The sequence below is a fragment of the Paenibacillus sp. J31R34 genome (genome assembly GCF_059383715.1).
The window spans coordinates 90,281-115,642 of sequence record NZ_JBXENU010000001.1 but is presented as its reverse complement, the minus strand read 5'-3'; the positions used below and the strand labels follow the sequence as shown (position 1 = coordinate 115,642).

Sequence of the window (25,362 nt, the reverse complement as noted above, 5' to 3'; positions counted from 1 at the left end):
CAGCCAAGAAAATTTCAAGTTCAACCGACTCAGGGACTTGATATCATACTGCTGGACTTTTTGCTTACAATCCGACCAGTTCAGAGATGCGCCGGTTCAGCAGGTTTGCCGTTTCGCGCATCAGTTTTTCGCCGATCACATCGACATGGCGCGCTCTCCAGCTTTCCAGCGACGTGCCTTTCACCCAGCGGTTGAACGCCCCCAAGGCCGGGCCGCAATGCACCTGATAATCCACCGTGTGCTCAGCGTCCCCACTGAGCGCCATACGCGACGAATAGCCAAAATACCATTTGAAGATCAGCCCCATCTTGTGCTTGGGATTGCGCTCCGCCTTCTCGATCTCCTGCGGGGCCACATAGGCTTGCACTTCGCGGTAGACCTCGTCGAAACTGCGCTTGAAGTAACGCTCTTGCAAAATGCGGCGGGTCTTCTCATCGATCTCCTCCAGCGAGTTGAACTGGCGGTAGAGATCGTACAGCTTGTTTGCACGGGCCGGGAAAAAGACGCCTTTTTTCAAAACCTGCACGCGAGCGCCGATCTCAAACATGTCGCCCGCGGGCGCATAGGCCGTGTCCTGCACGTTCATCTCCTGCAGCAGATCCTTCACCGACTCGGACGTCTGCGCTTCCACCGTGCATTGGTTAATCGAGCCGGTCACGAGATAATCCGCCCCGAGCACGAGCGCCGCCACCGCCGCTTCCGGGGTTCCGATGCCGCCGGCCGCTCCGATGCGAATCTTCTTCTTGTATCCGTATTTGGCCATCATCTCATTGCGCAGGCGAACGATCGACGGAAGCAGCACGGAAGAGACACCCTGATCGGTATGTCCGCCGGAATCGGCCTCGACGGTGATGTCATCCGCCATCGGAACTTCGCGGAGCAGATTTGCTTCCTCGCGCGTGATCCGCTGTTCCAGCAACAGCTTGTCGACGATGCGCTCCGGTGCCGGGCTCAGAAACGCCTCAGCAACTTCCGGGCGCGAGACTTTGGCGAGGATGCGGTTTTCGACAATCACGCCGCCTTCTGCCGAGCGTTTCAGCCCTTTCGCTCGGTAGCGGACCAATGCGGAGTTCACCGCCATGTAGGCGCTTGCCTCCAGGTTCCGCACGCCGGTGCGTAGGAAGAGATCGACCGTCATCTCCTCCATCGATGGGCTGCCTTGGTTATGCAGCAGGTTCATGCCATACGCCTCACCGCGCGTCAACACCTGCTGAATCGTGCGGATCGCCTGTTCGATCTGCTCCAGCTTCATGCCGCCGGTCCCGTAAAAACCCAGCATACCCGCCTTGCCGACCTGAATGACCAGGCGCTCAGAAGCCACGCCGCGATACATCGAGCCCGTGACATAGGCGTACTTCAAGTTATAATCCTTCTTGAACTCCTCATCGCCCAGCGATTCTGCCGTGCTCGCCCTTCTCGACACACGCACGACCGGCTCGCTCACAGCTTCCCTCACCGGCACGACCTCCACCGGAGCGGGAGCAAGCGCCTCAACAGCGACTGCCACCTCCGCGACCGCGACCGACGCTTTCGTCACCTCAGTTACAGGCACAGTCACAGACGTCGCCAAAGCCACCGGCACCGCCTCCTCCACGTCATCCGCTTCCGGCTCGATCACGAGCGGTTCCGCTTTGCGGCGGATCGTGGTGACGAGCTTGGTCAGGACATTGCCCGGCCCGACCTCTTCGATCTCTATCTCGCCAAGGCCCATCAGATAGCGCACGCTGTCCGTCCACTTGACCGGAGACACGATCTGCTGCACCAAATTATCCTTCACCTGCCGTTGCTTGTACGGACGCGCATAAATGTTCGAGATGACCGGAATCTCCAGTTTTGAAAATTCAAACGATTCCAGATACGCTTCAAAACTCCGCTTGCTCTCCGCCATATACCGGGAATGGAAAGCCCCGCTCACATTGAGCGGAATGTACATGCGCACGCCCGCTTCCTCAAAAAACGGCTGCGCGCGCAGGATGTCCATCTTTGAGCCAGCGATGACGATCTGGCCCGGCGAATTGTAGTTGGCGATGTCGATCCCATCCAACCCGTTCTCCATCAGCACCCGGTCGATCTGCTCCATCGTAAACCCAATCACCGCCGCCATGCCCCCACCGCTCGCAAAGCTCATCAGTTCGCCACGCTTCTTGACTATCCGCAGACCGGTAGCAAAATCAAAAGCCCCTGCTGCAAACAGCGCATTGTACTCACCCAAGCTGTGCCCGGCCACATAATCCGGCTTGCATCCCGTCTCCAGCACCTTCTTTAGAAAACTCAGTGCGCTGACCACATACAGAGCCGGCTGCGTGTACTGCGTCTGGCCCAGCTGATTGTCCGGGTCCTCCAAGCACAGCCTTTTGATTGAATAGCCCAAGATCTCATCCGCTTGTGCCATCAGATCTGCAAACTCGTCAAACAGCGTACCACCCATGCCTTTGTGCTGAGAACCTTGTCCAGGAAACACGTATGCTTTCATAGGTTGTCCTCCCTTTCTGATGCGCGATGAAATGAGTTGCTCCAGTTGCTCGCAAACCTTGTTGAAGTTCTTGAGATCCTGCTGATACGGCGTGAGGACCGCATAGCTTTGCGAGAGCGAATCCTGTTTAAAATTCCGCTTGGCCAGATTAGCCAGCGTTCCCGAAGGACCCAAGTCCACGTACAGGCAATCGTCTCCCCGCTCCAGCGCCTGCATCGCTTCGGAAAAGCGAATCGGCTGTCGCGCCACCTCCCAGAAATACTCGCTCCTCAGCGCTGTCTCCCGCCGCCCGGTCACCCCGGAATAAAATCGTACCCGAGGCTGGCGATACGTTAGCCCGCGCAGCCGCGCCACATAGGAAGCGGCAGCCGGATCAATCCATGAGGAATGGTATGCAAAGGAGGCCGGCAGAATCTGATAGGTGATGCCTTTCTCCCGCAGCGCCTCCCCGATGCTCGGCAGCATCGCCGCCGGGCCGGCCACCACAAAATGCGCTTCCGAATTGATCGACGCCATCTCCGTGTTCTGACGCAAGAGCAGCATCCTGTCATAGAGGCTCGGCTCCTGCAGAATCCCGATCATCCCGCCGGGGAGACACGTAGCCTCAAATGCCTTGGCCTGCTCCACCACCAGCTTTAGCGTGACCTCCACATCGAGCACACCTGCCACAGCCGCCGCCGCGAACTCGCCCATGCTGCTGCCAAGGACCGCATCTGGCTTGACCCCGCGGGCCATCACCGCCTGCGCCAGCGCATATTCCACCATGAAGATCGCGGGGTGGGTCAGCAGCGTCCGTTCAAACGGCTCGTCTCGGCGCTTGTCCTCCGCATACAGACGCGCCAGCACCGACTCCCCGACGAGCGGCGTCACCATCTCGTCCAACTTGTTCATCCACTTGCGAAACTCAGATACCTCCTCATAGAGCCCTCGACCCATCTGGTAAAACTGAGAACCCTGCCCGGAGAAAAGAAACACTATCGGCTTGCCCATCCATGTCCCTCCTGAACGCGACTCGTCTGCCTTGATTTATTTAAAATTGAACAATTGCCCCTGATTCTTGCGCATCCGAAACCGGACAAAATGCTCTATTTGCTCAATCTGAAAATAGATGTTGTGCTCCAGCACATCCCGAAACGCCATGCCCGGCTCCTTGCCATAAGAATGACCCGGATACACACGCACATGAGGGGGAGTGGACTTGCGAATCCTCTGAAAACTGTCATGCATCTGCTCCGGGGAACCTCCGGCCCCATCGCAGACGCCGCAGCCTTCAATAAACACCGTATCCCCCGTGATCAGATCGTCTGCGAGCCGAAAACAAGCCCCGCCGGCCGTGTGCCCTGGCGTCAGCATGCAACTGATCGGCGTCTCTCCCAGCCAGATCGTCTCCCCTTCCTCAAACGGATGCAGATTCCGACATGCGAACCCGTAGGCATCGATCTCCTTGACCGACATGTACGCCCGCGCCGCCGGGTAGAGCTGGAGCAGCGGCTCCACCTTGTTGACATGATCGTGATGCGAATGTGTCAGCAGGATGCAAGCCAACTCCGCCTCCAATGAGTGAAGCATCCCGTCGAGCAACTCCAAGTCCCAAGCCGGGTCCACCACAGCCGCCTGCCGGGTGGCTTTGTCTACGAGTATGTACGCATAATTTTTCATGAACAAAAACTCAACCTTCAATGGGTACAGCTCATAGCTCCGCTTCATCCTTCCTCCCCTCTCTTCAAATCCTAAAAAGCAAGCACAAAAAAGTAGAGGAACGATCTCCTCTACTTTTTTGTGCTTGCTTTGGCTATTTTGTATAACTTCTTCCACCTTGCACAACAGATCCTGCACGGCCTCCAAGTTCAAACGGCAGTCCTTGGGATAGGCGATCGCAAAGACGCGCTCCCCCACGCCCCAGCCCGCAACTCGGAAGCGCAGAAAATGAGAGTAAGCCGCCAGCATGGCTTGCCGAGCCGGTCGGATCTGCTCGACATCCAACCCCATCGGCAGCACAAGCTCCGCCCCCAACTCGTCACAATGAGAGATGCTAACCTGCAGATTGAGAGCAGCAGGGTGTACGATCAGCGGCTGGTGAAGAATCCCCCGATCGATCCAGACGTTCTTCCTGCACAGAGGCCGCCGCCGATTGCGCACAGCAAACGCTCAACCAAGCACTGTACGGCTCACGTCAAGTCCCTGCACGAAGCTCTCCGGAGGACACACTTCCCCCATGCTTCTTCCTCTCAATGCGATTCAATATGATACCCTAAGTTCCTTCAACGTGCCTAAACATCGATTAAATTAGCTTAGGGATTTTCTTAGATTCAACCAAATATCCGATCAACGAACTTACGAATTGAACAACATAACCCATTACACGAATACAGCTTAATACTACCCTCATTCAACTTTGTTCGTCAAGGATTACTTACCAGAAACCTATTTATTCTATCCCCAGGTCTTGGTATGGTATGGTATGGTATGGTAAAATAAGACATGGTATAATGTTGTAAAATATACTATTTTTTGCTTGGATATTTATTCAACATAATACACAAGTTGGGGGATGTCTATTTTGAATTGGTACGTACTATTCGTAGAAACCGGTCAAGAAGAAGTGGTGCAAAAGTTCCTGAACCTGTACTTTGATGAAACTTCCCTCCACTCTGTCGTACCGAAACGCAGAGTCCCCGAGAAGAAGGCAGGCGCTGTCAAGCACGTGCTGAAGAAAATATTCCCCGGCTACGTGTTGATCAAGACCCGCATGACCGATGAAGTTTTTCACACCTTGAAAAAAGTCCCCAAGTGCTACAAACTGCTCAGCCAAGGCACGCTCTACTCCAAAGATGAAGGAACCTATTACTCCAAAATTGACGAACGCGAGATGTCGCTGATCTTGCAGCTGATCGGAGACGGAGAGATCGTTGGCTATTCGGGCATCTACATAGAAAATTCACGTGTCTCCGTAACCTCCGGCCCGCTGCAGGGCATGGAAGGCATCATCACCAAAATAGACCGTCGCAAAAAGCGGGCGAAGATCCACCTCAACTTCATGGGTGCCGAGAAGCTCATCGACGTAGGTGTGGAGATCCTCTCCCCATGCATCCCGCAGCTACAAAAGGTCACGTAAAAAACATCCCCGTTCCGTTTAGGAACTAGGATGTTCAGGCTGTCGAGAAAGTCTCGACAGCCCTCTTTATAAGTATTTAATTTAATACGACACCGCGTTACTATGGTGTAATAATGATAACTTATACGAACGGAAGGTATCGCCCTATGCTGCGTTCTAATCGAGATAAACAACAAAATTACGAGTTCGTATCCATTGAAGGCTTAGTGCCTGCTGTAAGTGCAAACGAATCTCGCCTATCGCTGGTTTTTAGGTCTGGGATTAACCGAATATGGTCGGCGGTCGTGTACTGGTTTCCGATTCGACCCATGTCGTTTAGATCCCCAAAACAAAGAGAAACCCGAGGCGTCTTGGAACAAGACGTAGGGTTTCTCGACAATCTCAAAGATCAAACCGCCCTATAAGGCGATTTGATCTTTGATGGACTGCAATATTTTTTTCTCCAGACGCGACACCTGTACTTGTGAAATGCCTAAACGACTCGCTACTTCTGACTGCGTCTTATCCCGGTAATAACGTAAATATACGATGAGCCGCTCCCGCTCGCTGAGGCCTTCAATGGCCTCGGTCAGCGCAAGCTTGTCGAACCAGCGCTCCTGGGAATCATCAGCAATTTGATCCATCAGCGTAATGGGATCGCCGTCATTTTCAAATACCGTCTCATGAATCGAAGTTGGCGGCTTATTCGCTTCCTGCGCAAATACGACATCCTCCGGCGTAATACCCAGTCGTTCTGCCACTTCGCTAATGGTCGGCAGCCTTCCCAGCACCTTGGACAGCTCGTCTTTCATTTTGCGCACCTTATTGGCCGTTTCCTTGAGCGAGCGGCTAACCTTAAGCGTACCGTCATCGCGCAAAAACCGCTGAATTTCACCGATAATCATCGGCACGGCATAGGTAGAAAATTTCACATCATAGGAAAGGTCGAATTTGTCAACCGACTTGAGCAGGCCGATACAGCCGATCTGAAACAGATCATCTGGCTCATAGCCGCGGTTGATGAAACGTTGAACGACTGACCATACCAAACGAATATTGCATCCTACAAGCGTGTCCCTTGCCAACGTGTCGCCAGACTGGCTTAATGCAATAAGCCGCTTTACTTCCGCATCATCCAAATACGGCTGAGCCGTTTGTTTCAACCCGGAATCCATGAGGTTCAACCCCTATGCGCTAGTTGTATAGCGCTTTTTTCGATTCAATTCGTTTCAGCATGCTGACGCGCGTACCGCCGCCAAGCTCGCTGACAACCTCGAATCGGTCCATAAAATTTTCCATAATCGTAAAGCCCATGCCCGAGCGCTCAAGCTCCGGCTTGGAAGTGTAAAGCGGCTGGCGAGCCAAGTCCAAATCTTCAATACCGCGTCCATGGTCAATAACCGTCAAGGAAACCGCGTCTCCTTCAATATAACCCTCTATCGTCACTTTGCCGGCTGCGTCGCTATCATAGCCGTGAATAATCGCATTGGTTACCGCTTCCGAGATTGCTGTCTTTAAATCATTCAGCTCCCCCAGGGTCGGATCGAGCTGGGAGACGAAGGCTGACACCGCTACGCGGGCAAAAGCCTCGTTCTCTGAGCGGGCGCTGAAGGTTAACGTCATTTCATTGCGTCCATTCACGATACCACCTCCAGACTTGAAATCGCCATCCGTTCATTATCATGAATCTCCAAAATTTTGAACAAGCCCGACATTTCAAACAGCCGGTGAACGCTTGGACTAACGGCGCATACAACCATTTTCCCGCCTCTTGCCTTAACCTGCTTATACCTGCCCAGAATGACGCCAAGCCCCGAGCTGTCCATGAATTGCAAATCCTTCAAGCTGAGAATGATGTGGTCGCTGCTTCCGCGTAAAATCGCATCCTCCATCTTGACCTTTACGACGTCGGCTGTATGATGATCCAGCTCTCCGCGCAGACGTACAATAAGCACATTGCGATAATGCTCCAGTTCAGCTTGCAAATTCATAATTGCTGTTCATCTCCTTTAAGCTGTGCATTTGGATAGAACTAGCATTTCTCCAGCGGGACACACGTTTCCTGCACGGCGACAAAACTAGAAGCAGAGCCCTAAGAGGTGACAAAATATTCAGCCTAAGCTCGCTATTTTCCGGCAAAACCTTGCTCCGATAACCCGATTTAAGCGAACAATCCGCCAAACGAGCGCTTCAGCATTTTCCACCAGCCAGCCCGTTCAATCGTCTGCGGCGCATCAACTGGGAATTCCTTAAGCAGTTTATCTCCCTGATACACGAGCAGCTGGCCGATCGGCGCACCAATTGCAATAGGAGCTTTAAGCGAGCCGTCGATTTTCAGCTCGTAGCGGATATCGCTTGTGTTTGCCCCTTTTTTGAGCAGTATGCTGTAAGCATGGGGAGCGACCAGCTCAAGCTCGGACACAACGCCCTTCTCTACATGCACCTTGCCCATGGCATCGCCCTCTTTAAAAATCGGATGCGTCGTATATTGGGCAAACGCATAATCAAACATTTGCGACACTTCCGTGTTGCGCGTCTTCGTATTCGGCTCACCCATCACGACCGCAATGACGCGAAGCCCATCCCGTCTTGCCGTTGCCGACAAACAAAACTTGGCTTCATTCGTAAATCCGGTTTTCAGGCCGTCTGCCCCGCTATAGAACCGTACAAGCTTATTCGTGTTGACGAGCCAGAATGGCTTCTCTGACGTTTTGCGCAAATAATCCTGATACATGCCGGTATACTTCGTAATATCCGTATGCCCCAGCAGTTCACGGGACATAACCGCAATGTCATGGGCCGACGAATAATGATCCTTTGAAGGCAAGCCATTGCAATTGGCAAAATGGGTTTCCTTCAGCCCGAGCTGCTTCGCCTTCTCGTTCATCATTGCCACGAATTGCTCCTCAGTGCCTCCGAGCTTTTCTGCCATCGCAACAGAGGCGTCATTGCCGGAAGCCAGAGCGATTCCTTTAATCATGTCATCCACGCTCATTTCCTCTCCAGGCTCCAGAAAAATTTGTGAGCCGCCCATGGAGGAAGCATATTCGCTCGTCTGTACCTTGTCGGTCAGCTTGAGCTTGCCGTCAGCCAGTGCTTCCATAATAAGCAGCATGGTCATAATTTTAGTGATGCTTGCCGGAGGCAGCTGATCGTGGCTGTTTTTCTCATAAATAATCGTTCCGCTGTCCGCGTCCATAAGAATGGCAGACCGGGCTGATGGCGCCAGATGAGGCTCCACGCTTCCGGTCTGCTCCGCTGCTGGCAGCGATGGGAAGGGCGGTATCTCCGCTGCTTCTTCGGCGAATACAGCAGTTGGCAAAGAGACAGCGAGCGCAAAGATGCATAAGCAAAGTTTATTCCGTAATTTTTTCAAGAACAGATTCCCTCCTATGAAGCTGCGGCAGCCCGGATTTCGCAAAAAGGTTCGGTTCACGGGAAGTCGCCGCAATTCGGCTATATTTAAATATAAGAATTTATAAGTTTCACACTTATAAATGGGCTTATATTCCACCTGCGAAACGGCAGCTTTGCCGCCAAAGGACGGCTTCAACCGTTTACGCTTGTCTTCCACAGTGTCGCCTGTTTTTATGTAAATTATTCCAAAGTTCCTATATTCACAAAAAAAACCGCCCTCACAGAAGCTTTCGCTTCCGCAAGCACGGTTTTTGAATTTTTTTCACGTTATCACTTGCTTAATAAATCTAATTACCCCTTTGTAATTTGTAATGCGACTCTCGCCCTCGCTCAAGCATCATATGACCGTTCTTATCATACGTTTCATGCCATTTGCTCTGTTTATTTATGGCTGGAAACGGTCCGTCGCTCTTCCTGCGCACGCACGATTAAAACGTCTAGCGATTGGCTTAGCCGCAGTACCTCCCGGTTCAGAAAAGTTTGCTTGATGAGCGCCGTTTCAACCATTTTATCGCGCAACTTCTCCATCTCCAAGAGCAATTGGTTGTCCATTTCACTCCACTCCATTTTTCTATAATTACGGACATTATACGACGATGGCGTTTTAAAATACTGTCACAATGAGTCGAGCCAAATATTACAATTGTGTTACAAATACGCGGACAAAATAACACGACTATTTTACTTTTTTTATCTATTTTAGCAATAATCTGTTCTTCAAATGAGTGGGACCAAACCTTTTACGAGGTCTAAAAACTCAGATTTCACGCGCTCTGCCGTCTCCATAACCTCTTCGTGATTAAGCGGTTGATCCAGAATGCCCGCAGCCATATTCGTAATACAAGAAATGCCAAGAACTTCAATCCCCGCATGTCTTGCGGTAATCACTTCCGCAACGGTCGACATTCCGACAGCATCTGCCCCCAAAACGCGCAGCATGCGAATTTCCGCTGGTGTTTCATACGTTGGTCCGAGCAGTCCGGCATATACCCCTTCAGCCAGTGCAAGCCCTTGGCTTGCCGCAAGTTCACGGGCAATACCGCGCAGACGCTTGCTGTAAGCCTCCGACATATCAGGAAAACGAACACCCAGCTCGTTATCATTAGGGCCAATTAGCGGGTTTTTGCCTGTCATGTTCAGGTGGTCGGAAATCAGCATCAGATTGCCGGATTCAAAAGCAAGGTTGACACCGCCAGCTGCATTGGTCACAAGCAGCGTCGATACGCCAAGCGCCTTCATTACGCGCACCGGAAATGCCGTCAGCTCAGGGCCGTAGCCCTCATACATATGGAAGCGGCCCCGCATCAATAGCACTGGCCGGCCTGACAGGGTACCGATAAGCAGCTCGCCTGCATGACCTTCCACTGTGGACACTGGGAAATGGGGAATATCGTTGTACGCAATCGTCACTGGATTTTCCAAATGATCGCCGAGAACGCCAAGTCCAGAACCCATAATAAGGCCGACCTCTGGCAACAAGTTCGTACGTCCGGCAATGTAAGCTGCCGCTTCTTTAATTTGTGCTGCTGTAATTACGCTCATAGTGATATCCTCCAAGTCGTTAGTTCGTTCATTAATTCGCATATTAGTTCGTGCGTACATTTAATTAAGCTTCAAGCAAGTCGAGAAAGCTTGTGCCGTTTGGCGGAGCTTGTACATTAAAGTTGTCAGCAATCGTCGCTCCCAAATCCGAGAAGGTTGCTCTTGTTTCGAGCTGCCTTGGCTGCTTGAAAGCCGGGCTGTAAAGCAGCAGCGGCACATACTCCCGCGTGTGGTCCGTACCCGGATGAACGGGATCATTGCCGTGATCAGCAGTAATGACTAGCAAATCGCGCGGGCCAATGGTTTGGACAAGCTCAGGCAAGGCGCGGTCAAACTCTTCGAGTGCAGCGGCGTAGCCTTCTGGATCTCTGCGATGCCCGTACAAGGAATCGAAATCAACGAGATTCGTAAACAGCAATCCCTTGAACGGCTCCTTCAAAGCAGCAATCGTACGGGCGATGCCATCGGCGTTGCTCTTCGTCGGCGTAGAAGCATTAATGCCCTCACCGTCAAAAATATCATTGATTTTACCGATGGAGATCGTGTCGAGTCCCCCATCCTGAAGCGCATTTAGCACCGTAGGCTCTGGCGGCTTGACTGCATAATCATGGCGGTTAGGCGTCCGCTTGAACGCACCTGGCTCCCCTTCATACGGTCTTGCAATGACCCGGCCTACTGTATAACGCTCATCCATCGTCAGCTCGCGCGCAATTTCGCAAGCACGGTACAGCTCGTCTAGCGGGATGATGCCTTCATGCGCTGCAATTTGAAAAACGCTGTCAGCAGAAGTGTAGACGATCCATGCCCCCGTCTCCATTTGCTCAGCGCCCAGCTCGTCCAAAATTTCCGTACCGCTTGCCGGCTTATTGCCAATGACCTTGCGCCCAGTGCGCTCCTCGAATAAAGTGATCAGCTCATCCGGAAAGCCATCCGGAAACGTCTGAAATGGAACCGTCAGCTTCAGCCCCATCAGCTCCCAATGCCCGGTCATCGTATCCTTGCCGACCGATACCTCCTGCATTTTTCCATAATAGGCGCCAGAAGGGCCGTCTGCGGGCTTCCAATCACCCAGTGGCGCAATACGGTCAAGACCAAGCTGGCGCAAATTCGGCAGGCTTGTCCCCTTCACTCTTTCCACGATATGACCAAGCGTGTGCGACCCGAGGTCACCGAACGCCTCTGCATCCGGCTGTTCGCCAATTCCAACGCTGTCAAGCACAATAACGGCAATACGATCAAATTTACTCATGTAGTCCCAACCCTTCTAATGTTAGATCTGGTGAAAAACAATAGGCTTATGTGAAAGGTTTGACTTTCCACCAGCATTCGGTGCGCATCCGCTCTGCCTGACCTAGTCTTAAGCAACCGGCGATCTCGCTATCTTTCAAGCGCGTGGATGCGCGCTGTTGTATACGTCTTTCATTTTCACCTTTGTCAGCTTGGAGTATTTCTGGGTTGTAGCAACGTCGGCGTGGCCAAGCAAAGCTTGTACGGTACGCACATCTGCGCCGTTTTCCAGCAAATGAGCGGCAAACGAATGGCGCAGCGTATGCGGCGTTATATCTGCTTCAATGCCCGCCTCTTTTGCATACTTTTTGACCGTTTTCCAGAAGCCCTGCCGCGTCATCCGAGTTCCCAAATGATTTAAAAACAGCGCATCCTCCTGCTTGCCGTGCCGCAGCAGCCCAATTCGCCCATGATCCAAATAGTCCTTCAGCGCCTCGGCAGCTTTTCTCCCAAATGGAACGATGCGCTCCTTGCGGTTGCTGCCTACACACTGGATAAAACCGAGCTGCTGATTGACACTTGACACATCGAGTGAAATGAGCTCCGACACGCGCATGCCTGTCGCATACAGCAGCTCCAGCATCGCCTTATCCCGCTTCCCTGCTGTCGTTACGCATTGCGGCGTGTCCAGCAGCAGACTTGTATGCTCCATCGATAAAATTTGCGGCGGCTTCGTTTCCTGCTTCGGCGATTCAATATAGATGGAAGGGTCGCGATCGATGAAACCTTCAACGAGCAAGTAATGAAAGAAGGCGCGTATCGACACGATGTGCCGCGATAAAGTGGACGGCTTGCGCCCTTCCTCCTTCAACTGCAGCAAATAATGCGCCAAATGATGCTTTTGAATGGCCGCTGCTTCCTCGATTTTCTGGCTTTCCATATAATCCAGCAGATACAGCAAATCCCGCCCGTACGACTCCAATGTATTTTTCGACAAGGAGCGTTCTACGCTTAAAAAACGAATAAAAGAGTCCACCAAAGATTTCATCCTGTTTCCTTTCATGCTTCCAGCCTCTGCACGCGATTCATGCGTACTTCGGTATTTCCACACCCAGGATCATAAATCCTGCTTGGCAAGCTTTTTATCCCGCCCCGCTATTCGCCGTACCAATAGAAAAAACGCAGCCTATCCGCTATATTACCATTTTCCCACTCATATGTACTATGCCAAATAGCCTTTACAGCCTCGCCCTGCGGAACTTCATAAGGATTGCTTGGCGACACGACATCAACGAGCCAATCATAGCCGCCAGTTGCAACTACGAACAAGCCGATGAATAGCAGCATAAATACGAAGCGGCTGAACCATTTGCGTGCAGACAATACCATTTGCCCCTCGCCCCTCTCTAGACATGCAGGCAGGTTTGTCCCGCCCACTTTACCATATGATGAGAGAGGGGCTTATATGCGGAAGGAAAGGGTCTAGTGCGCCGATTTGCGGCGGTGTTTATGCCCATTCAAAAGCAGCCAGGTATCCTTAACCATCTTAGCATCATTTGCTTACGACAGCAGTGTTTGGATCGGTGTAAATGGCAAGTCCAGTGCAGCAGCAACCTGCTCATAAGTTAATTTGCCGCTATGCGTATTGACGCCTTTCTGCAGAGGCTCGCTCAGCTTTATTGCCGCCAGCCCATCATTTGCGAGCAGCAGCGCATATGGCATCGTAACATTCGTCAGCGCAAAGGTCGAGGTGCGTGGTACAGCACCTGGAATATTCGCTACCGCATAATGGATGACGCCATGCTTGATGTAAATCGGATCCTTATGCGTAGTAGCTCGGTCAACCGTAGCTATGGAGCCGCCTTGGTCTACGGCGACATCGACGATGACTGCGCCTTTTTTCATCGTTTTGACCATATCCTCCGTCACCAGATGAGGCGCTTTGGCCCCCGGGATCAGTACGGCACCAATGAGCAGGTCCGCCTTCGCCACCGCCTCGGAAATATGATACGTACTCGACATCACGGTCTGAATACGACCGCCAAATACATCATCGAGGTAGCGCATTCGATCAAGACTCCGCTCAAGCAGCACGACGGTTGCTCCCATGCCGAGCGCAACCTTCGCAGCATTCGTTCCGACGATGCCGCCCCCGATAATGACGACCTCGGCTGGTGCTACCCCAGGTACACCGCCTAGCAGAACGCCACGTCCCCCGTTAAACGCCTCTAAAAACTGTGCGCCAACTTGTACGGCCATTCGCCCTGCAACCTCGCTCATCGGCGTCAGCAGCGGCAGGCTCCCATTCTGAAGCTGAATCGTTTCATAGGCAATGGCTGTTACCTCGCTGTCCATTAAAGCTTTCGCCAGCTCCGGCGCAGCTGCAAGATGCAAATAAGTGAACAAAAGCTGCCCTTTGCGGAAATAACCGTATTCCTCTGAGAGAGGTTCCTTTACTTTCATAATCATTTCTGCGCGTTCCCATACTCGAGCAGCCGAGTCTACAATTACGGCACCCTCGCTTGCATAGTCGCCGTCCTGAAAGCCGCTGCCATCTCCTGCCCCTGTCTGTACAAGCACTTGATGTCCGGCCGCCTTAAGCATGGTGACGCCTGCTGGCGTCAATGCCACCCGGTATTCACTCGTTTTTATTTCTTTGGGAACGCCAATGATCATGAAAAAACCTCCTAAAGAAAATATTGGGGATATAGCCATATTGTACGTCAACTGATTGTCCTAAGCGATACATTTTCCAACTGCTGCAAAAAATATGTACATGGGGACGAATACCCAGTCCACACCTGCCCCTCCTCCATACACTACACAAGTAGTCTCATGTCTGCCTATAACATGAAGGAGGAGCCCATCATGCCTCGATTGGATAACCTGATCGCTTCCTGTTCTGCCTATAAACCATCTAAACATACAGAACGCCAGCTCATCAGCTTTACTACGCACAGCTCTTATAAACGCTGCTTGCGCCTGCTTGAATCGCGCGGCATTCATCCATTCAAAACGATGCCCGGCTGCAAAATGATTGGCTTTCTGCTGGATCGGCGCAGCTCGTGGAAAAATATTGTTCGGCATCCTGATGTCAAGGTGATGGAGCGGGATGTGAAGATCCGCAAGCATGATACCACTCCCCGTATGACAACCCGTACTATAAAACCAAATCTTCCCATTATAAAAACGACCCTAGACGCGAATAAGGTGCCTTGGAATATTAAAAGAGTACAGGCGCCGCTTGCTTGGAAGCGCACACTCGGCAGGCCTGTCAAGCTTGCCATTATTGATACCGGCATTGCCAAGCATCCCGATCTGCGCATAGCAGGCGGTGTCAATACGATGGGGGGCATAAGCTATTACGATGATAATGGTCATGGTACGCATGTTGCTGGCATTGCCGCAGGCAGAGGCTTAACAGGCTTGTACGGCGTAGCTCCCAATGTAAAGCTGTATGCCGTAAAGGCACTCGACCGTTACGGTTCTGGCTACGTGTCGGATATTGTAGATGCCATTGAATGGTGCATCCGCAACAAAATGAACGTTATTAATATGAGCTTTGGCATCGTCAGCGGCCAGCATAGTGATTTGCTGCGCCAGGCGATCAAGCGGGCAGCGAAGCAGGGAATCGTCATTTCAGCCTCAGCCGGCAACGAGGGGCCAAATACGACGACGATCGACGAGCCAGCTTCCTTTCCAGAGACGATCGCAGTCGCTGCTACCAATCGGCTGAATCAAATTGCCGATTACAGCAATCGAGGAATGGGCATTGATGTTGCCGCGCCGGGAACAGAAATTCTCTCAACTTGGCTGAATGGCAAATATGCCATCATGTCAGGAACGAGCATGTCCTCTCCCCATGTGGCTGGCGGTGCTGCTTTATTGCTCTCTGTAAGGCCAAAGCTAAGCTCCGCCCGCGTAACAACTGTTTTCCGAAAATGGTCCGTACCTCTGAAGGGTTATTTGCCCATTGCTCAGGGCTCCGGCTTGCTGCGGCTCGGACGCATTGGCAATCTAAAAACCTGATGCAGTGGGTATCCGCTATATAGCCCAAACCGTCTAGCCATACGAAACGCCAAAACGGCTTCGCCGTCCAGAAGCACTGGGCAGCAAAGCCGTTTATGATTCATCTTTTTTCGCATTCGCATTCTTCTCATTGCATTTACGACAAATGCCCTGGAAGTCCAAACGATGGTCGAGAACCGAAAAACCAAATTCCTCTTCCAATCGCTCCTCAAGTGGCAGCAGCCAATCGTCCTTGATCTCATCCATCGATCCGCATTGCACACAAATAAGATGATGATGATGATGCTTGCTGCTGTCCGTTCTCAGATCGTATCTGGCAACCCCGTCGCCAAAATTAAGCTTCTCCACTACATGCATTTCGCTTAATAACTCAAGTGTCCGATACACGGTTGCAAGGCCAATTTCGGGTGCCTTGTCCTTCACAAGCATGAACACATCTTCAGCGCTCAAGTGATCTTCCTCATTCTCAAGCAATACACGTACTGTTGCTTCACGCTGCGGGGTTAATTTGTAGCCCTGCGACTGCAACTGTTGTTTAATCTTATCAATCCGGGCTTCCATGATTTCCCCCCTACCACACATGTCTGCGCCAACATCAGAAAACGTTTGCTTTCATTATAGATTCAAACCCTTGTGAAAGTCAAACATTTTGGCATAGAATGGGCATCAGATTGCCGCGGCAGAAGCGTCTAAAATCGGTGCTGCCCAGCTCATTAATAGTGGAGAGACGTAAGCTTCAAGCAAAGCGGCACCAATTAAAACCATCAGCATCATCAACGCTGTCGTCGTAAAGCTGAGCATTTGCGGGGCAAGCGTGCCATTTTGCCGCAGCAACCTATTTTTCACCACATAAATCGAAAAAGAAAGCGCAGAAGCACTCGCCATCAAAATGGCCGGCACAATAATTAAATTAGGCGGCGCAATCGAGACGAGCGAAAACAGCACGCCCTTCCATGAATATTGCGTAATAAGCGTTCCGAGCGCAAAGCCGACGAGCACGCCTTTTAGAAAATCCATGGCTAGCACCAGCGGTATTCCGACAACGGTAATTCCAAGAAACCACAGCACCAGCAGCCATTTTCCATGAAAAAAAACGCGCTCCCAAAACATAGCCTCGCTACCCGCTGCCGTCCCGCCATGCATGAGCTGCACATATTGGCCCATGTCCGTTGCCAAGTCCTGCTGCTGCTCAAAGGTCAGTGCATTCACCATCAACGCGCCAAAAATAACGCCCACGACAAACAGCACGCCCACAAATACATACAGCGTCAGCTGGCTCCCTGCGGGCCCCTTCCCCATTCGCGAACGCATAGCCTTCCCCCTCTTGTCCCATGTGCTAAAGTGTATGTTCCTTCAAGCACACCTATGACGGAAGAGAAGGCGCTGATATCGTTCTCCTTTCTAAACAGGCAGTTTGCCCGTTAGCAAATACAGCTTCCATACATAGACAGCCATAATTGTCTTGGCATCACTAATGCGACCTTCGGAGATGAAGGCTTCCGCTTCCGCAAGCGTAATCGCCATCACTTCCAGAAACTCATCCTCATCCTTCTGCTGCTTGCCGGAAACGATCTGATCCGTGAAATAAACGTACAGCTTCTCATCCGCAAAACCCGGCGACGTATAAAAAGCGCTCACAAGCTGCAGCGTATCCGCTTTGTAGCCTGTCTCCTCCTCCAGCTCGCGCTTCGCCGCCTCAAGTGGATCTTCACCAGCATCCAGCTTGCCAGCCGGAAGCTCGATCTGGAATTTCTCAAGAGGCTTGCGGTACTGCTCCACGACGAGCAGCTTGCCATTTAATAGAGCGATAACGGCCGCAGCGCCCGGATGCTTGACGATTTCCCTTGTCGCCGTACTGCCATCCGGCAAGGCGACCGTGTCTACCTGCAGCGAAATGATTTTGCCAGAGAAAATCGGTTCGGTGTGGGTAGTTTCTTCTTTCCAGCGATTAATTTCCTGATTCATGAATGAATATTCCCCTTTGCGTGTAAGAATATGGTAACATGCATAACTTGTCCGATATCCGCATACCTATCCTTATCCAAATATTTTTAATAGGGAAGGAGCATAGGTAACGATGAAAACCTATACAAGCGTCAGCCATCTTCGCCTTGTCGGCAAAGCATGGGAGATTCGCCATCAACTGCGCATGATGTCCTGCAAGGCTGCGAGCGGAGCTTCTGAGCCATTAGCAAGCTTTTTAAAAGAACGCCAATAGCCAGCAGCTTGCCCTCTTGACTAAATGGAAAACAAGCGATACGCCCGGGAAAATGCTCTTTTCCTGACCTATCGCTTGTTTGGTTTCTCTGCTGTTCTGCTATTATGTCGCAGTCCCTATTAAGCTTTTGCAGCCTGCTTCATAATCTCAACGACCAATTCCGTCGTTTTAACTAGATCGGCTACTTTAATTTGCTCCTGCGTCGTATGGATATGCTCATAGCCAACTGCCAAGTTTACCGTCGGCACGCCTAGTCCGTTGAATACATTGGCATCGCTGCCCCCGCCAGAGTGGAAGGTTTTTGGCGTCAAGCCAATCGCTTTAATCGCCGTTTGTGCAAGCTGCACGACAGCATCGCTCTCATCGTACGAATACGACGGGTATATGACCTCGCTGTTGAAAACGCCCTTGGCGCCAAACTCCGCTGCCGCACTTTCTACTGCCTCGCGCATAGCGCCAAGCTGGGCATCCAGCTTATGCTGAACAATACTGCGTGCTTCCGCATTCAGCTTCACATAGTCCACTACGATATTCGTAGCGCCGCCGCCTTCAAAAGAGCCAATATTCGCTGTCGTTTCCTTGTCGATGCGGCCGAGCGGCATTCTTGAAATCGCTTTTCCCGCCACTTGGATCGCACTGATGCCCGCCTCTGGATTAACGCCAGCATGAGCCGACTTGCCATGAAACTCAATCGTTACTCTCGCTTGTGTTGGAGCAGCAACCGCAATTTCGCCTACCGAGCCGTTGGAATCGAGCGCGTAGCCGAATTTCGCCTTCAGCTTGGACGCATCCAGCGCGCGAGCTCCGAGCAGTCCCGATTCCTCGCCTACTGTTATCACAAATTGAATGGGGCCATGAGGAATCGATTGCTCCTTCAGCACGCGAATCGCTTCAAACATGGCCGCAAGACCCGCTTTGTCATCCGCTCCAAGAATCGTAGTACCATCGCTGCGTATGTACCCATCGGCATCCAGTTGCGGCTTAATGCCTTTACCAGGCGTTACTGTATCCATATGGGAGGTGAAAAAGATAGTCGGAGCGTTTTCCACACCGGCTGCCTCAAGAAAGGCAAATAGATTATTCGCGCCATGACCTGTTTTGGCTGCCGCATCATCCTCTTCCAGCGATAGTCCCAGCTCCCCGAATTTCTTTTTTAACTCCACGCTTATGAGCTGCTCATGCTTCGTTTCACTATCAATTTTCACCAATTGTACAAATTCATCTACTAACCGTTGCTCATTAATCATTAACGTTTCCTCCGTTCGTCATTTTCGACTATAATAGGGCTTATAGAAATGTTTAGAAAGGAGATCTGCCTTGTGAATCCTTCCAAGTATGTTCGAATTGTTGCCATCGTTGTTATTGCCGCCATGCTGTTATCCAGCTTGGTAGCCGGCATCGGGATGCTGTTCTCTTATTAGAGCAGCATCCGGCGCAAAACCAAATACATCGCAGAAATGCGGCAGCAGTTGCTGCGCCGCTTCGCTTACCGACAGCTCGCGGCCCGTCAGCGCATTAAATGAAGTGACCCCGAACTGTTCAATGCCGCACGGCACGATGCCGCTAAAGCCACTCTCCGCTATGCCCGCTTCTATATTCAGCGCAAATCCATGACTCGTCACAAATCCGCCGCGCCTCCGCGCCCGATTAAATTTCACACCGATAGCCGCAATTTTCTCATCCCCTACCCACACTCCGGTGTATTCGGGCTTTCTGCCTGATTCGATACCATAATCCTTCAGCCAATTGATGATGACCTGCTCGACGTTGCGCAAATAAGCATGCAGATCGAGACCCACCGCATCGAGATATAGCAGCGGATAGCCGACAAGCTGCCCAGGCCCATGATAGGTAATATCCCCACCACGGTCAATTTCAAATACAGAAATGCCCCGCTCCGCAAGCTCCGCCTCACCAAGCAGCAAATGCTCGGGATGACGGTCTGAGCCAAGCGTGTAGGTCGGCGGATGTTGAAGAAGGAGAAGCGTCTCTGGACGCTCCTCCTGGTCAACCTGCTTTACCATCGATTTTTGCAGCTCCCACGCCTCCGCATAGCCAAGCATGGAAATATAACGGGCTTCTAGCGGTTTCTTCCCATTAGATACATGAGTAGAGTCAGTCATAGCGGCGTCCCTCATTTCTAATACAATTTCGTATCGTTGTTGAAGCTCTCCAAGTTTTCCTTTACCTTCTGCATAAATCGGCCGCAAATAATACCGTCCAAAATACGGTGATCCAGCGACAAACAGAGGTTTGCCATCGATCGAATGGCGAGCATGTCATTAATGACAACCGGACGCTTCACGATCGATTCAAACGTCATAATGGCCGCTTGAGGGTAGTTAATAATCGGATGCGTAATAATCGAGCCGAAGGAGCCCGTATTGTTGACGGTAAACGTACCGCCCTGCATGTCAGCAAGCGTTAGGCGCCCTTCGCGTCCACGACGAGCAAGGTCGTCGATTTCTTTCGCCAGACCGGCGATCGTTTTGTGATCGGCGTTTTTGATGACGGGGGTTGCAACCGATTCCTCGGTACCTACCGCAAGCGAAATGTTAATGTCGCGCTTCACGATGATTTTATCGACCGCCCACATGGCGTTCATAATTGGGAACTCCTTGATTGCATTAACGACTGCTTTCAACACGAAAGCAAGATAAGTCAAATTAATGCCCTCACGCTTCATAAATTCATCCTTCACCTTGTTGCGCAGCACGACGAGATTCGTGACATCAACCTCAATCATCATCCAGCCATGCGGAATTTCGGTGACGCTCTGTTTCATATTACGTGCAATTGCGCCGCGAATCGGCGTAACCTCAATATAGTCTTCACCCCGCCCAGGCACCCCGGAAACTGGGGAATCATATTGCTGAATCGTTGGCAAGCGCGGTGTTTCTGTCAAATGCAAGCCAGACGAACGAACCTGCTCATTAATCGGCTCTCGCCCGGCTTGCGGATTTCCTTTATTAGCGGAATTGCCTTCCGCTCCGCCCGACTGGGCGAAGGTGAGCACGTCTTTACGGGTAATACGCCCGCCCAGACCAGTACCTGGAACATCGCTCAAACGAATATTATGCTCGGCTGCCAGCTTCTGAACAGCTGGAGAGAAGCGATTGCGCATCGACATATCACCTTCCGCCTCCTGTGCACCGCTTTGCGAGGCTGTGGATGATCCCGCGCCTTGCCCTGCTGCGCTATAACCCGATGGGGCCCCGCCAGCAGCCTGCGTTTCTACTGCGCCTTCCGTTTCGATTAGGCAAACAGGCGTCCCAACAGGAACGGTTTCCCCGTTGCCAACCAAAATTTTAACCATCGTACCCGATACCGTAGAAGGCAGCTCCGCGCTTACCTTGTCCGTAATAAGCTCACAAATAGGCTCATACATGTCAATGTGGTCACCAGGCTGCTTAAGCCACTTATCGATTGTTGCCGATACGAGCGATTCCGCCAGCTGCGGAATAACAATCTCCGTCACCGATTTCATCAATTATCCATCTCCCTAAAGGCTTGTGCTACGTGGACTGGCTTTCGTCCAAATTAACGCATTGCGGCGAAATGTCTCCTTCGGGCAAGCTTTAATACAAAGCCAAATTGCGCATAGCCTCTTTCACTTTTTCTTTATTCAGCAGGAAAAACTTCTCGCCAGGCGGATTAATAGGCATCGCCGGAACGTCCGGGCCGCACAAACGCATAATAGGAGCGTCCAGCTCATACAGCAGCTGTTCTGCAATAATCGCCGATACTTCGGCGCCTACGCCGCCCGTCTTGTTATCCTCGTGAATAATTAAAACCTTGCCCGTCTTGCGAACCGACTCCAAAATAGCCTCTTGATCAAGCGGCTGCAGCGTACGCAAATCTAGAATATGAGTGCTGATGCCTTCTTGGGCTAGCTCCTGCGCTGCCTGTTCAACGAACAGAAGCGGCATGCTGTAGCTGATGACGGTAATATCATCGCCTTCACGCAATACATTCGCTTTGCCAATCGGCACAATATAATCGTCGTCCGGTACTTCGCCCGTAATCAGCTTGTAGCATTTTTTGTTTTCAAAAAAGAGAACCGGGTCCGGGTCGCGCACAGCCGCTTTAAGCAGCCCTTTGGCATCGTATGCCCGATACGGTGCTACAATTTTCAAGCCAGGCGTTCCGAAAAACACCGACTCCGGACACTGGGAGTGATACAGCCCGCCAAATACCCCGCCGCCAATTGGGGCGCGAATGACAATCGGACAGCTCCAGTCATTGTTGGAGCGGTAACGAATTTTAGCCGCTTCGCTAATAATTTGATTCGTTGCCGGAAACATAAAGTCCGAATATTGCATTTCTGCAATGGGCTTCATTCCGTACATGGCCGCACCAATAGCTACACCAGCAATAGCCGATTCCGCAAGGGGCGTATCCATGACGCGCTGCTCTCCGAACTGGTCAATCAAACCTTTTGTCGTTGTAAAAACGCCGCCCTTGACGCCAACGTCCTCGCCAAGCACGAACACGTCTTCATCACGCTCAAGCTCTTCCTTCATGCCAAGTCTGATCGCTTCAATATATTCGATAACTGCCACTAGATGTCCCCTCCTTGCCCAGCATCTCCTGCATACACATGGTCAAGCACCGATTCCGGCGATGGGAATGCCGCTTTGTCGCCGTATTCAGTCGCTTCGTCGATTTGCTTCTTAATGCCAGCAAGCAGTTCGGCATCCTTCTCCTCCGTGAGGAGTCCACAGTCCATCAAATACTGCCTGTATTTCGGAAGTCCATCCTTCGCACGGTTCTCATCGACCTCTTCCTTTGTCCGATAAGCCAGATCATTATCCGACGTCGAATGCGGAGACAAGCGATAAACCATCGCCTCAATAAGCGTTGGCCCCTCGCCAGCAATCGCACGCTCACGCGCTTCCTTTACAGTGCGGAACACTTCCAGCGCATCATTGCCGTCAATTTGCACGCCTGTGAAGCCATAGCCAAGCGCCCGATCCGCAACGCGGCCTGCAAGCTGCTTGTGAACGGGAACAGAAATCGCATATTGATTATTTTCACACATAAAAATGACCGGAAGCTTATGAACGCCAGCAAAATTGCAGCCTTCATGGAAATCGCCCTGATTGCTTGAGCCTTCTCCAAAGGTTACAAAGCTTATCAGCTTCTGCTTCTTCATCTTCGCAGCGAGTGCAATGCCTACTGCATGCGGAACCTGGGTCGTTACAGGACTTGAGCCTGTGACAATACGCAGTCTTTTGCTGCCAAAATGCCCAGGCATCTGCCTGCCGCCGCTATTCGGATCTTCCGCTTTCGCAAATACAGACAGCATCAGCTCTTTCACCGTCATTCCGACGGACAACACAAAACCGTAATCCCGATAATAAGGCAAGTAATAATCGACTGAGCGATCAAGAGCAAATGCCGCAGCAACCTGTGCGACCTCTTGACCCACACCCGATACGTGGAAGTTGATTTTCCCTGCCCGCTGCAGCAGCAAATTGCGCTCATCAAACTTGCGCGCCAGCTGCATCATGGCATACATTTCGACAGCTTGCTCATCCGACAAGCCAACTGCGGCATGACGGGATTGCTGCTCAATTGAACCGGATTTCCCCATGAGAATTCGGCCTCCTTTAAAAATGCAAGAGTGTTTAAGCTACGCGCTTATACTCGGCTTATACTTCACTGCGAAACGTGCTTTTGCCGCCTAAGTACGAGGGCTACCGTTTGCGCCTAACCAAAATTAAAACCAGGTACTAATACTTGATATTACCCATTATAACCTCTTTTTGCGGAAAAAGAAAACCCATGCTTTAAGCAAGCATGGGCAGCTGCTACATCGCAGTCGCCTTTCCGTCTATCGCCAGCATGGCCTCGCCGAGCGCTTCGGACAGCGTCGGATGCGGATGAATCAATTGCCCGACTTCCCAAGGCGTTGCATTGAGGAAACCAGCAAGCGCAGCTTCCGAAATAAGATCGGTCGCATGCGGACCTATCATATGAACACCCAAAATATCGCCGGTCGCCCGGTCGGCTATCACTTTCACGAAGCCGTCCGCATCTCCAAGTACGAGCGCTTTAGCAATCGCTTGAAATGGGACTTTACTCGTCTTAATGTCATGGCCTTTCGTTCTCGCGCCATCCTCCGTCAATCCGTATGAGGCAATTTCCGGACGCGAGTATACGCAGCGGGTTATGAGATGCGGCTCTATCGCCGTATGCCCTTGGCCGCCAATATGCTCCACCGCCGCAATTCCTTCATGTGCTGCTGCATGCGCAAGCTGAACTCCGCCGATGCAATCGCCGATTGCATAAATATGCGGCTCACTCGTCTGGCCAAATTCATTGATTTGAATAAAACCGTCCTTCGTGCGAATATCGGTATTTTCAAGCCCAATTGCTTCCACATTTGCTTGACGGCCAACGGCCAGCAGCAGCTTGCTTGCACTTAGCAGCACATCGCCATCCGCAGTTGCAGCAGGTATGGAAACTTCACCATCTCCCACGCTTAGCTCAGCCGTGTTCAATTGCATACTTGTTAGTATACGAACGCCGCGGCGCTTAAGCAGCCGCGTAAGCTCAGCCGACACCTCAGCATCCTCGCCAGGAAGCAGCCTCGCTCCCGCTTCAACAAGCGTCACCTGTACGCCAAAGTCCTGCAGCATCGATGCCCATTCCACACCGATTACGCCGCCGCCTACGATCAGAATCGATACCGGAAGCTCTTCTAAAACAAGCGCATCATCGCTTGTGAGAATATACTCGCCATCTGGCGTTAAGCCAGGCAAAGAACGAGGTCTAGAGCCTGTTGCAATAATCAGGTTTTTGGAAACGACCTGCTCCATTTCTCCATCGGCAAGCTCGACAGCGAGCGATCCGCTGCGAGGCGAGAAAATCGATGGCCCAATGACGCGCCCTCTGCCTTTTATGACTTGAATGTTATGCTTTTTCATCAAATATTGCAGCCCTTTATGAAGCTGTTCCACCGTCTGTTCCTTACGGCTCTGCACTTTATCAAATTGCAGCGAGATCGCTCCTTCAGCTACTGCAATGCCATAGGCATCTGACTCCAGCAAAGTGGCGTATACTTCCGCGCTTCTAAGCAGCGATTTGCTAGGAATACAACCTTTATGCAGGCATGTTCCGCCAAGGTTGTCCGCTTCGACAATCGCTACGCTTTTCCCCATTTGGGCCGCGCGAATTGCCGCCGTATACCCTCCTGGGCCGCCGCCCAGCACAGCTACATCTACTTCTACCGCCATCTATTTTAACCTCCACCTGTATTCCATATGTATGCTATATTTATGAGCGTCGTTTGTTTGCATCATTATTATTGTAACCTTTTTAGCAGCGGTTTTCATCGTAAACTTTTCTGAAATAGAC

At 51.6% G+C, this 25,362-nt stretch carries 25 protein-coding genes; 4 read left to right on the top strand and 21 right to left on the bottom strand.

Annotated elements, in window-relative coordinates:
* Window positions 1-64 precede the first annotated feature (64 nt).
* Complete coding sequence (fabD, locus tag AC50YG_RS00615) at window positions 65-3,463, bottom strand: ACP S-malonyltransferase (RefSeq protein WP_494824016.1); 3,399 nt, start codon at window positions 3,461-3,463, stop codon at window positions 65-67.
* A 36-nt stretch (window positions 3,464-3,499) separates the two neighbouring features.
* The gene (locus AC50YG_RS00610) at window positions 3,500-4,180 is read right to left on the bottom strand and encodes an MBL fold metallo-hydrolase (RefSeq protein WP_494824013.1); all 681 of its coding nucleotides are present in this window, start codon (window positions 4,178-4,180) and stop codon (window positions 3,500-3,502) included.
* Window positions 4,181-5,033: 853 nt separating this feature from the next.
* Between AC50YG_RS00610 and loaP the strand changes: the two genes are divergently transcribed.
* The gene (gene loaP, locus AC50YG_RS00605) at window positions 5,034-5,588 is read left to right on the top strand and encodes an antiterminator LoaP (protein ID WP_494824012.1); all 555 of its coding nucleotides are present in this window, start codon (window positions 5,034-5,036) and stop codon (window positions 5,586-5,588) included.
* A 398-nt stretch (window positions 5,589-5,986) separates the two neighbouring features.
* On the opposite strand, the gene sigF is transcribed toward loaP, so the two are convergent.
* The 10 genes from sigF to ald all read right to left on the bottom strand — a co-directional run bounded on the left by sigF (window position 5,987) and on the right by ald (window position 14,429).
* Entirely contained in the window at window positions 5,987-6,742 is a 756-nt protein-coding gene (gene sigF, locus AC50YG_RS00600) for an RNA polymerase sporulation sigma factor SigF (protein WP_046231980.1), read from the bottom strand.
* A gap of 19 nt (window positions 6,743-6,761) precedes the next feature.
* Window positions 6,762-7,190, bottom strand: coding sequence for an anti-sigma F factor (gene spoIIAB, locus AC50YG_RS00595; protein WP_473758000.1), 429 nt, complete (start codon window positions 7,188-7,190; stop codon window positions 6,762-6,764).
* A 14-nt stretch (window positions 7,191-7,204) separates the two neighbouring features.
* Window positions 7,205-7,558, bottom strand: a complete 354-nt coding sequence (spoIIAA, locus tag AC50YG_RS00590; RefSeq protein ID WP_056028909.1) for an anti-sigma F factor antagonist — start codon at window positions 7,556-7,558, stop codon at window positions 7,205-7,207.
* A 170-nt stretch (window positions 7,559-7,728) separates the two neighbouring features.
* The gene (locus AC50YG_RS00585; RefSeq protein ID WP_494824010.1) at window positions 7,729-8,943 is read right to left on the bottom strand and encodes a D-alanyl-D-alanine carboxypeptidase family protein; all 1,215 of its coding nucleotides are present in this window, start codon (window positions 8,941-8,943) and stop codon (window positions 7,729-7,731) included.
* 422 nt (window positions 8,944-9,365) lie between these two features.
* Window positions 9,366-9,536, bottom strand: a complete 171-nt coding sequence (locus AC50YG_RS00580; RefSeq protein WP_338551801.1) for an aspartyl-phosphate phosphatase Spo0E family protein — start codon at window positions 9,534-9,536, stop codon at window positions 9,366-9,368.
* A 165-nt stretch (window positions 9,537-9,701) separates the two neighbouring features.
* Window positions 9,702-10,526 (bottom strand): purine-nucleoside phosphorylase, encoded by an 825-nt coding sequence (locus AC50YG_RS00575; protein WP_341278230.1) that lies wholly within the window; start codon window positions 10,524-10,526, stop codon window positions 9,702-9,704.
* Window positions 10,527-10,590: 64 nt separating this feature from the next.
* Window positions 10,591-11,775 carry a phosphopentomutase gene (deoB, locus tag AC50YG_RS00570; protein WP_494824007.1) on the bottom strand — a complete coding sequence of 395 codons (1,185 nt, stop codon included), beginning with the start codon at window positions 11,773-11,775 and terminating at the stop codon, window positions 10,591-10,593.
* 135 nt (window positions 11,776-11,910) lie between these two features.
* Window positions 11,911-12,801, bottom strand: coding sequence for a site-specific tyrosine recombinase XerD (gene xerD, locus AC50YG_RS00565; RefSeq protein ID WP_494825243.1), 891 nt, complete (start codon window positions 12,799-12,801; stop codon window positions 11,911-11,913).
* Window positions 12,802-12,908: 107 nt separating this feature from the next.
* Window positions 12,909-13,142 (bottom strand): DUF4227 family protein, encoded by a 234-nt coding sequence (locus AC50YG_RS00560; protein WP_494824005.1) that lies wholly within the window; start codon window positions 13,140-13,142, stop codon window positions 12,909-12,911.
* A gap of 171 nt (window positions 13,143-13,313) precedes the next feature.
* Entirely contained in the window at window positions 13,314-14,429 is a 1,116-nt protein-coding gene (gene ald / locus AC50YG_RS00555) for an alanine dehydrogenase (RefSeq protein ID WP_494824003.1), read from the bottom strand.
* A 192-nt stretch (window positions 14,430-14,621) separates the two neighbouring features.
* Here ald and AC50YG_RS00550 point away from each other — a divergent pair, with 192 nt between their 5' ends.
* On the top strand, window positions 14,622-15,782 hold the full coding sequence (locus AC50YG_RS00550) for a S8 family peptidase (RefSeq protein WP_494824001.1): 1,161 nt from the start codon (window positions 14,622-14,624) through the stop codon (window positions 15,780-15,782).
* 93 nt (window positions 15,783-15,875) lie between these two features.
* Here AC50YG_RS00550 and fur read toward each other — a convergent pair whose 3' ends face one another.
* The 3 genes from fur to AC50YG_RS00535 form a co-directional block, all read right to left on the bottom strand.
* Window positions 15,876-16,343 carry a ferric iron uptake transcriptional regulator gene (gene fur / locus AC50YG_RS00545; RefSeq protein WP_046231973.1) on the bottom strand — a complete coding sequence of 156 codons (468 nt, stop codon included), beginning with the start codon at window positions 16,341-16,343 and terminating at the stop codon, window positions 15,876-15,878.
* Between the two features lie 105 nt (window positions 16,344-16,448).
* Complete coding sequence (gene spoIIM, locus AC50YG_RS00540) at window positions 16,449-17,093, bottom strand: stage II sporulation protein M (RefSeq protein ID WP_494824000.1); 645 nt, start codon at window positions 17,091-17,093, stop codon at window positions 16,449-16,451.
* A gap of 90 nt (window positions 17,094-17,183) precedes the next feature.
* Entirely contained in the window at window positions 17,184-17,747 is a 564-nt protein-coding gene (locus tag AC50YG_RS00535; protein WP_494823998.1) for an NUDIX domain-containing protein, read from the bottom strand.
* A 112-nt stretch (window positions 17,748-17,859) separates the two neighbouring features.
* Here AC50YG_RS00535 and mciZ point away from each other — a divergent pair, with 112 nt between their 5' ends.
* Window positions 17,860-18,000, top strand: a complete 141-nt coding sequence (gene mciZ / locus AC50YG_RS00530) for a Z-ring formation inhibitor MciZ (RefSeq protein ID WP_341278237.1) — start codon at window positions 17,860-17,862, stop codon at window positions 17,998-18,000.
* Window positions 18,001-18,119: 119 nt separating this feature from the next.
* Here mciZ and AC50YG_RS00525 read toward each other — a convergent pair whose 3' ends face one another.
* Window positions 18,120-19,247, bottom strand: coding sequence for a M20/M25/M40 family metallo-hydrolase (locus tag AC50YG_RS00525; RefSeq protein ID WP_494823996.1), 1,128 nt, complete (start codon window positions 19,245-19,247; stop codon window positions 18,120-18,122).
* A 48-nt stretch (window positions 19,248-19,295) separates the two neighbouring features.
* On the opposite strand from AC50YG_RS00525, the gene prli42 reads away from it, so the two are divergent.
* Window positions 19,296-19,421 carry a stressosome-associated protein Prli42 gene (gene prli42, locus AC50YG_RS00520; protein ID WP_150131586.1) on the top strand — a complete coding sequence of 42 codons (126 nt, stop codon included), beginning with the start codon at window positions 19,296-19,298 and terminating at the stop codon, window positions 19,419-19,421.
* On the opposite strand, the gene lipB is transcribed toward prli42, so the two are convergent.
* The 5 genes from lipB to lpdA all read right to left on the bottom strand — a co-directional run bounded on the left by lipB (window position 19,377) and on the right by lpdA (window position 25,241).
* Window positions 19,377-20,123: a lipoyl(octanoyl) transferase LipB gene (gene lipB / locus AC50YG_RS00515; protein ID WP_494823994.1), complete on the bottom strand. Its 747-nt coding sequence runs from the start codon at window positions 20,121-20,123 to the stop codon at window positions 19,377-19,379. The two genes, prli42 and lipB, sit on opposite strands and share 45 nt — an antisense overlap.
* A gap of 17 nt (window positions 20,124-20,140) precedes the next feature.
* Window positions 20,141-21,487, bottom strand: a complete 1,347-nt coding sequence (locus tag AC50YG_RS00510) for a dihydrolipoamide acetyltransferase family protein (RefSeq protein ID WP_494823992.1) — start codon at window positions 21,485-21,487, stop codon at window positions 20,141-20,143.
* Between the two features lie 91 nt (window positions 21,488-21,578).
* Window positions 21,579-22,562: an alpha-ketoacid dehydrogenase subunit beta gene (locus AC50YG_RS00505; RefSeq protein ID WP_046231967.1), complete on the bottom strand. Its 984-nt coding sequence runs from the start codon at window positions 22,560-22,562 to the stop codon at window positions 21,579-21,581.
* The gene (locus AC50YG_RS00500; RefSeq protein WP_494823989.1) at window positions 22,562-23,596 is read right to left on the bottom strand and encodes a thiamine pyrophosphate-dependent dehydrogenase E1 component subunit alpha; all 1,035 of its coding nucleotides are present in this window, start codon (window positions 23,594-23,596) and stop codon (window positions 22,562-22,564) included. The genes AC50YG_RS00505 and AC50YG_RS00500 overlap by 1 nt, the downstream gene beginning before the upstream one ends.
* 217 nt (window positions 23,597-23,813) lie before the next feature.
* Window positions 23,814-25,241 carry a dihydrolipoyl dehydrogenase gene (gene lpdA / locus AC50YG_RS00495; RefSeq protein ID WP_473757606.1) on the bottom strand — a complete coding sequence of 476 codons (1,428 nt, stop codon included), beginning with the start codon at window positions 25,239-25,241 and terminating at the stop codon, window positions 23,814-23,816.
* Window positions 25,242-25,362: the final 121 nt, after the last annotated feature.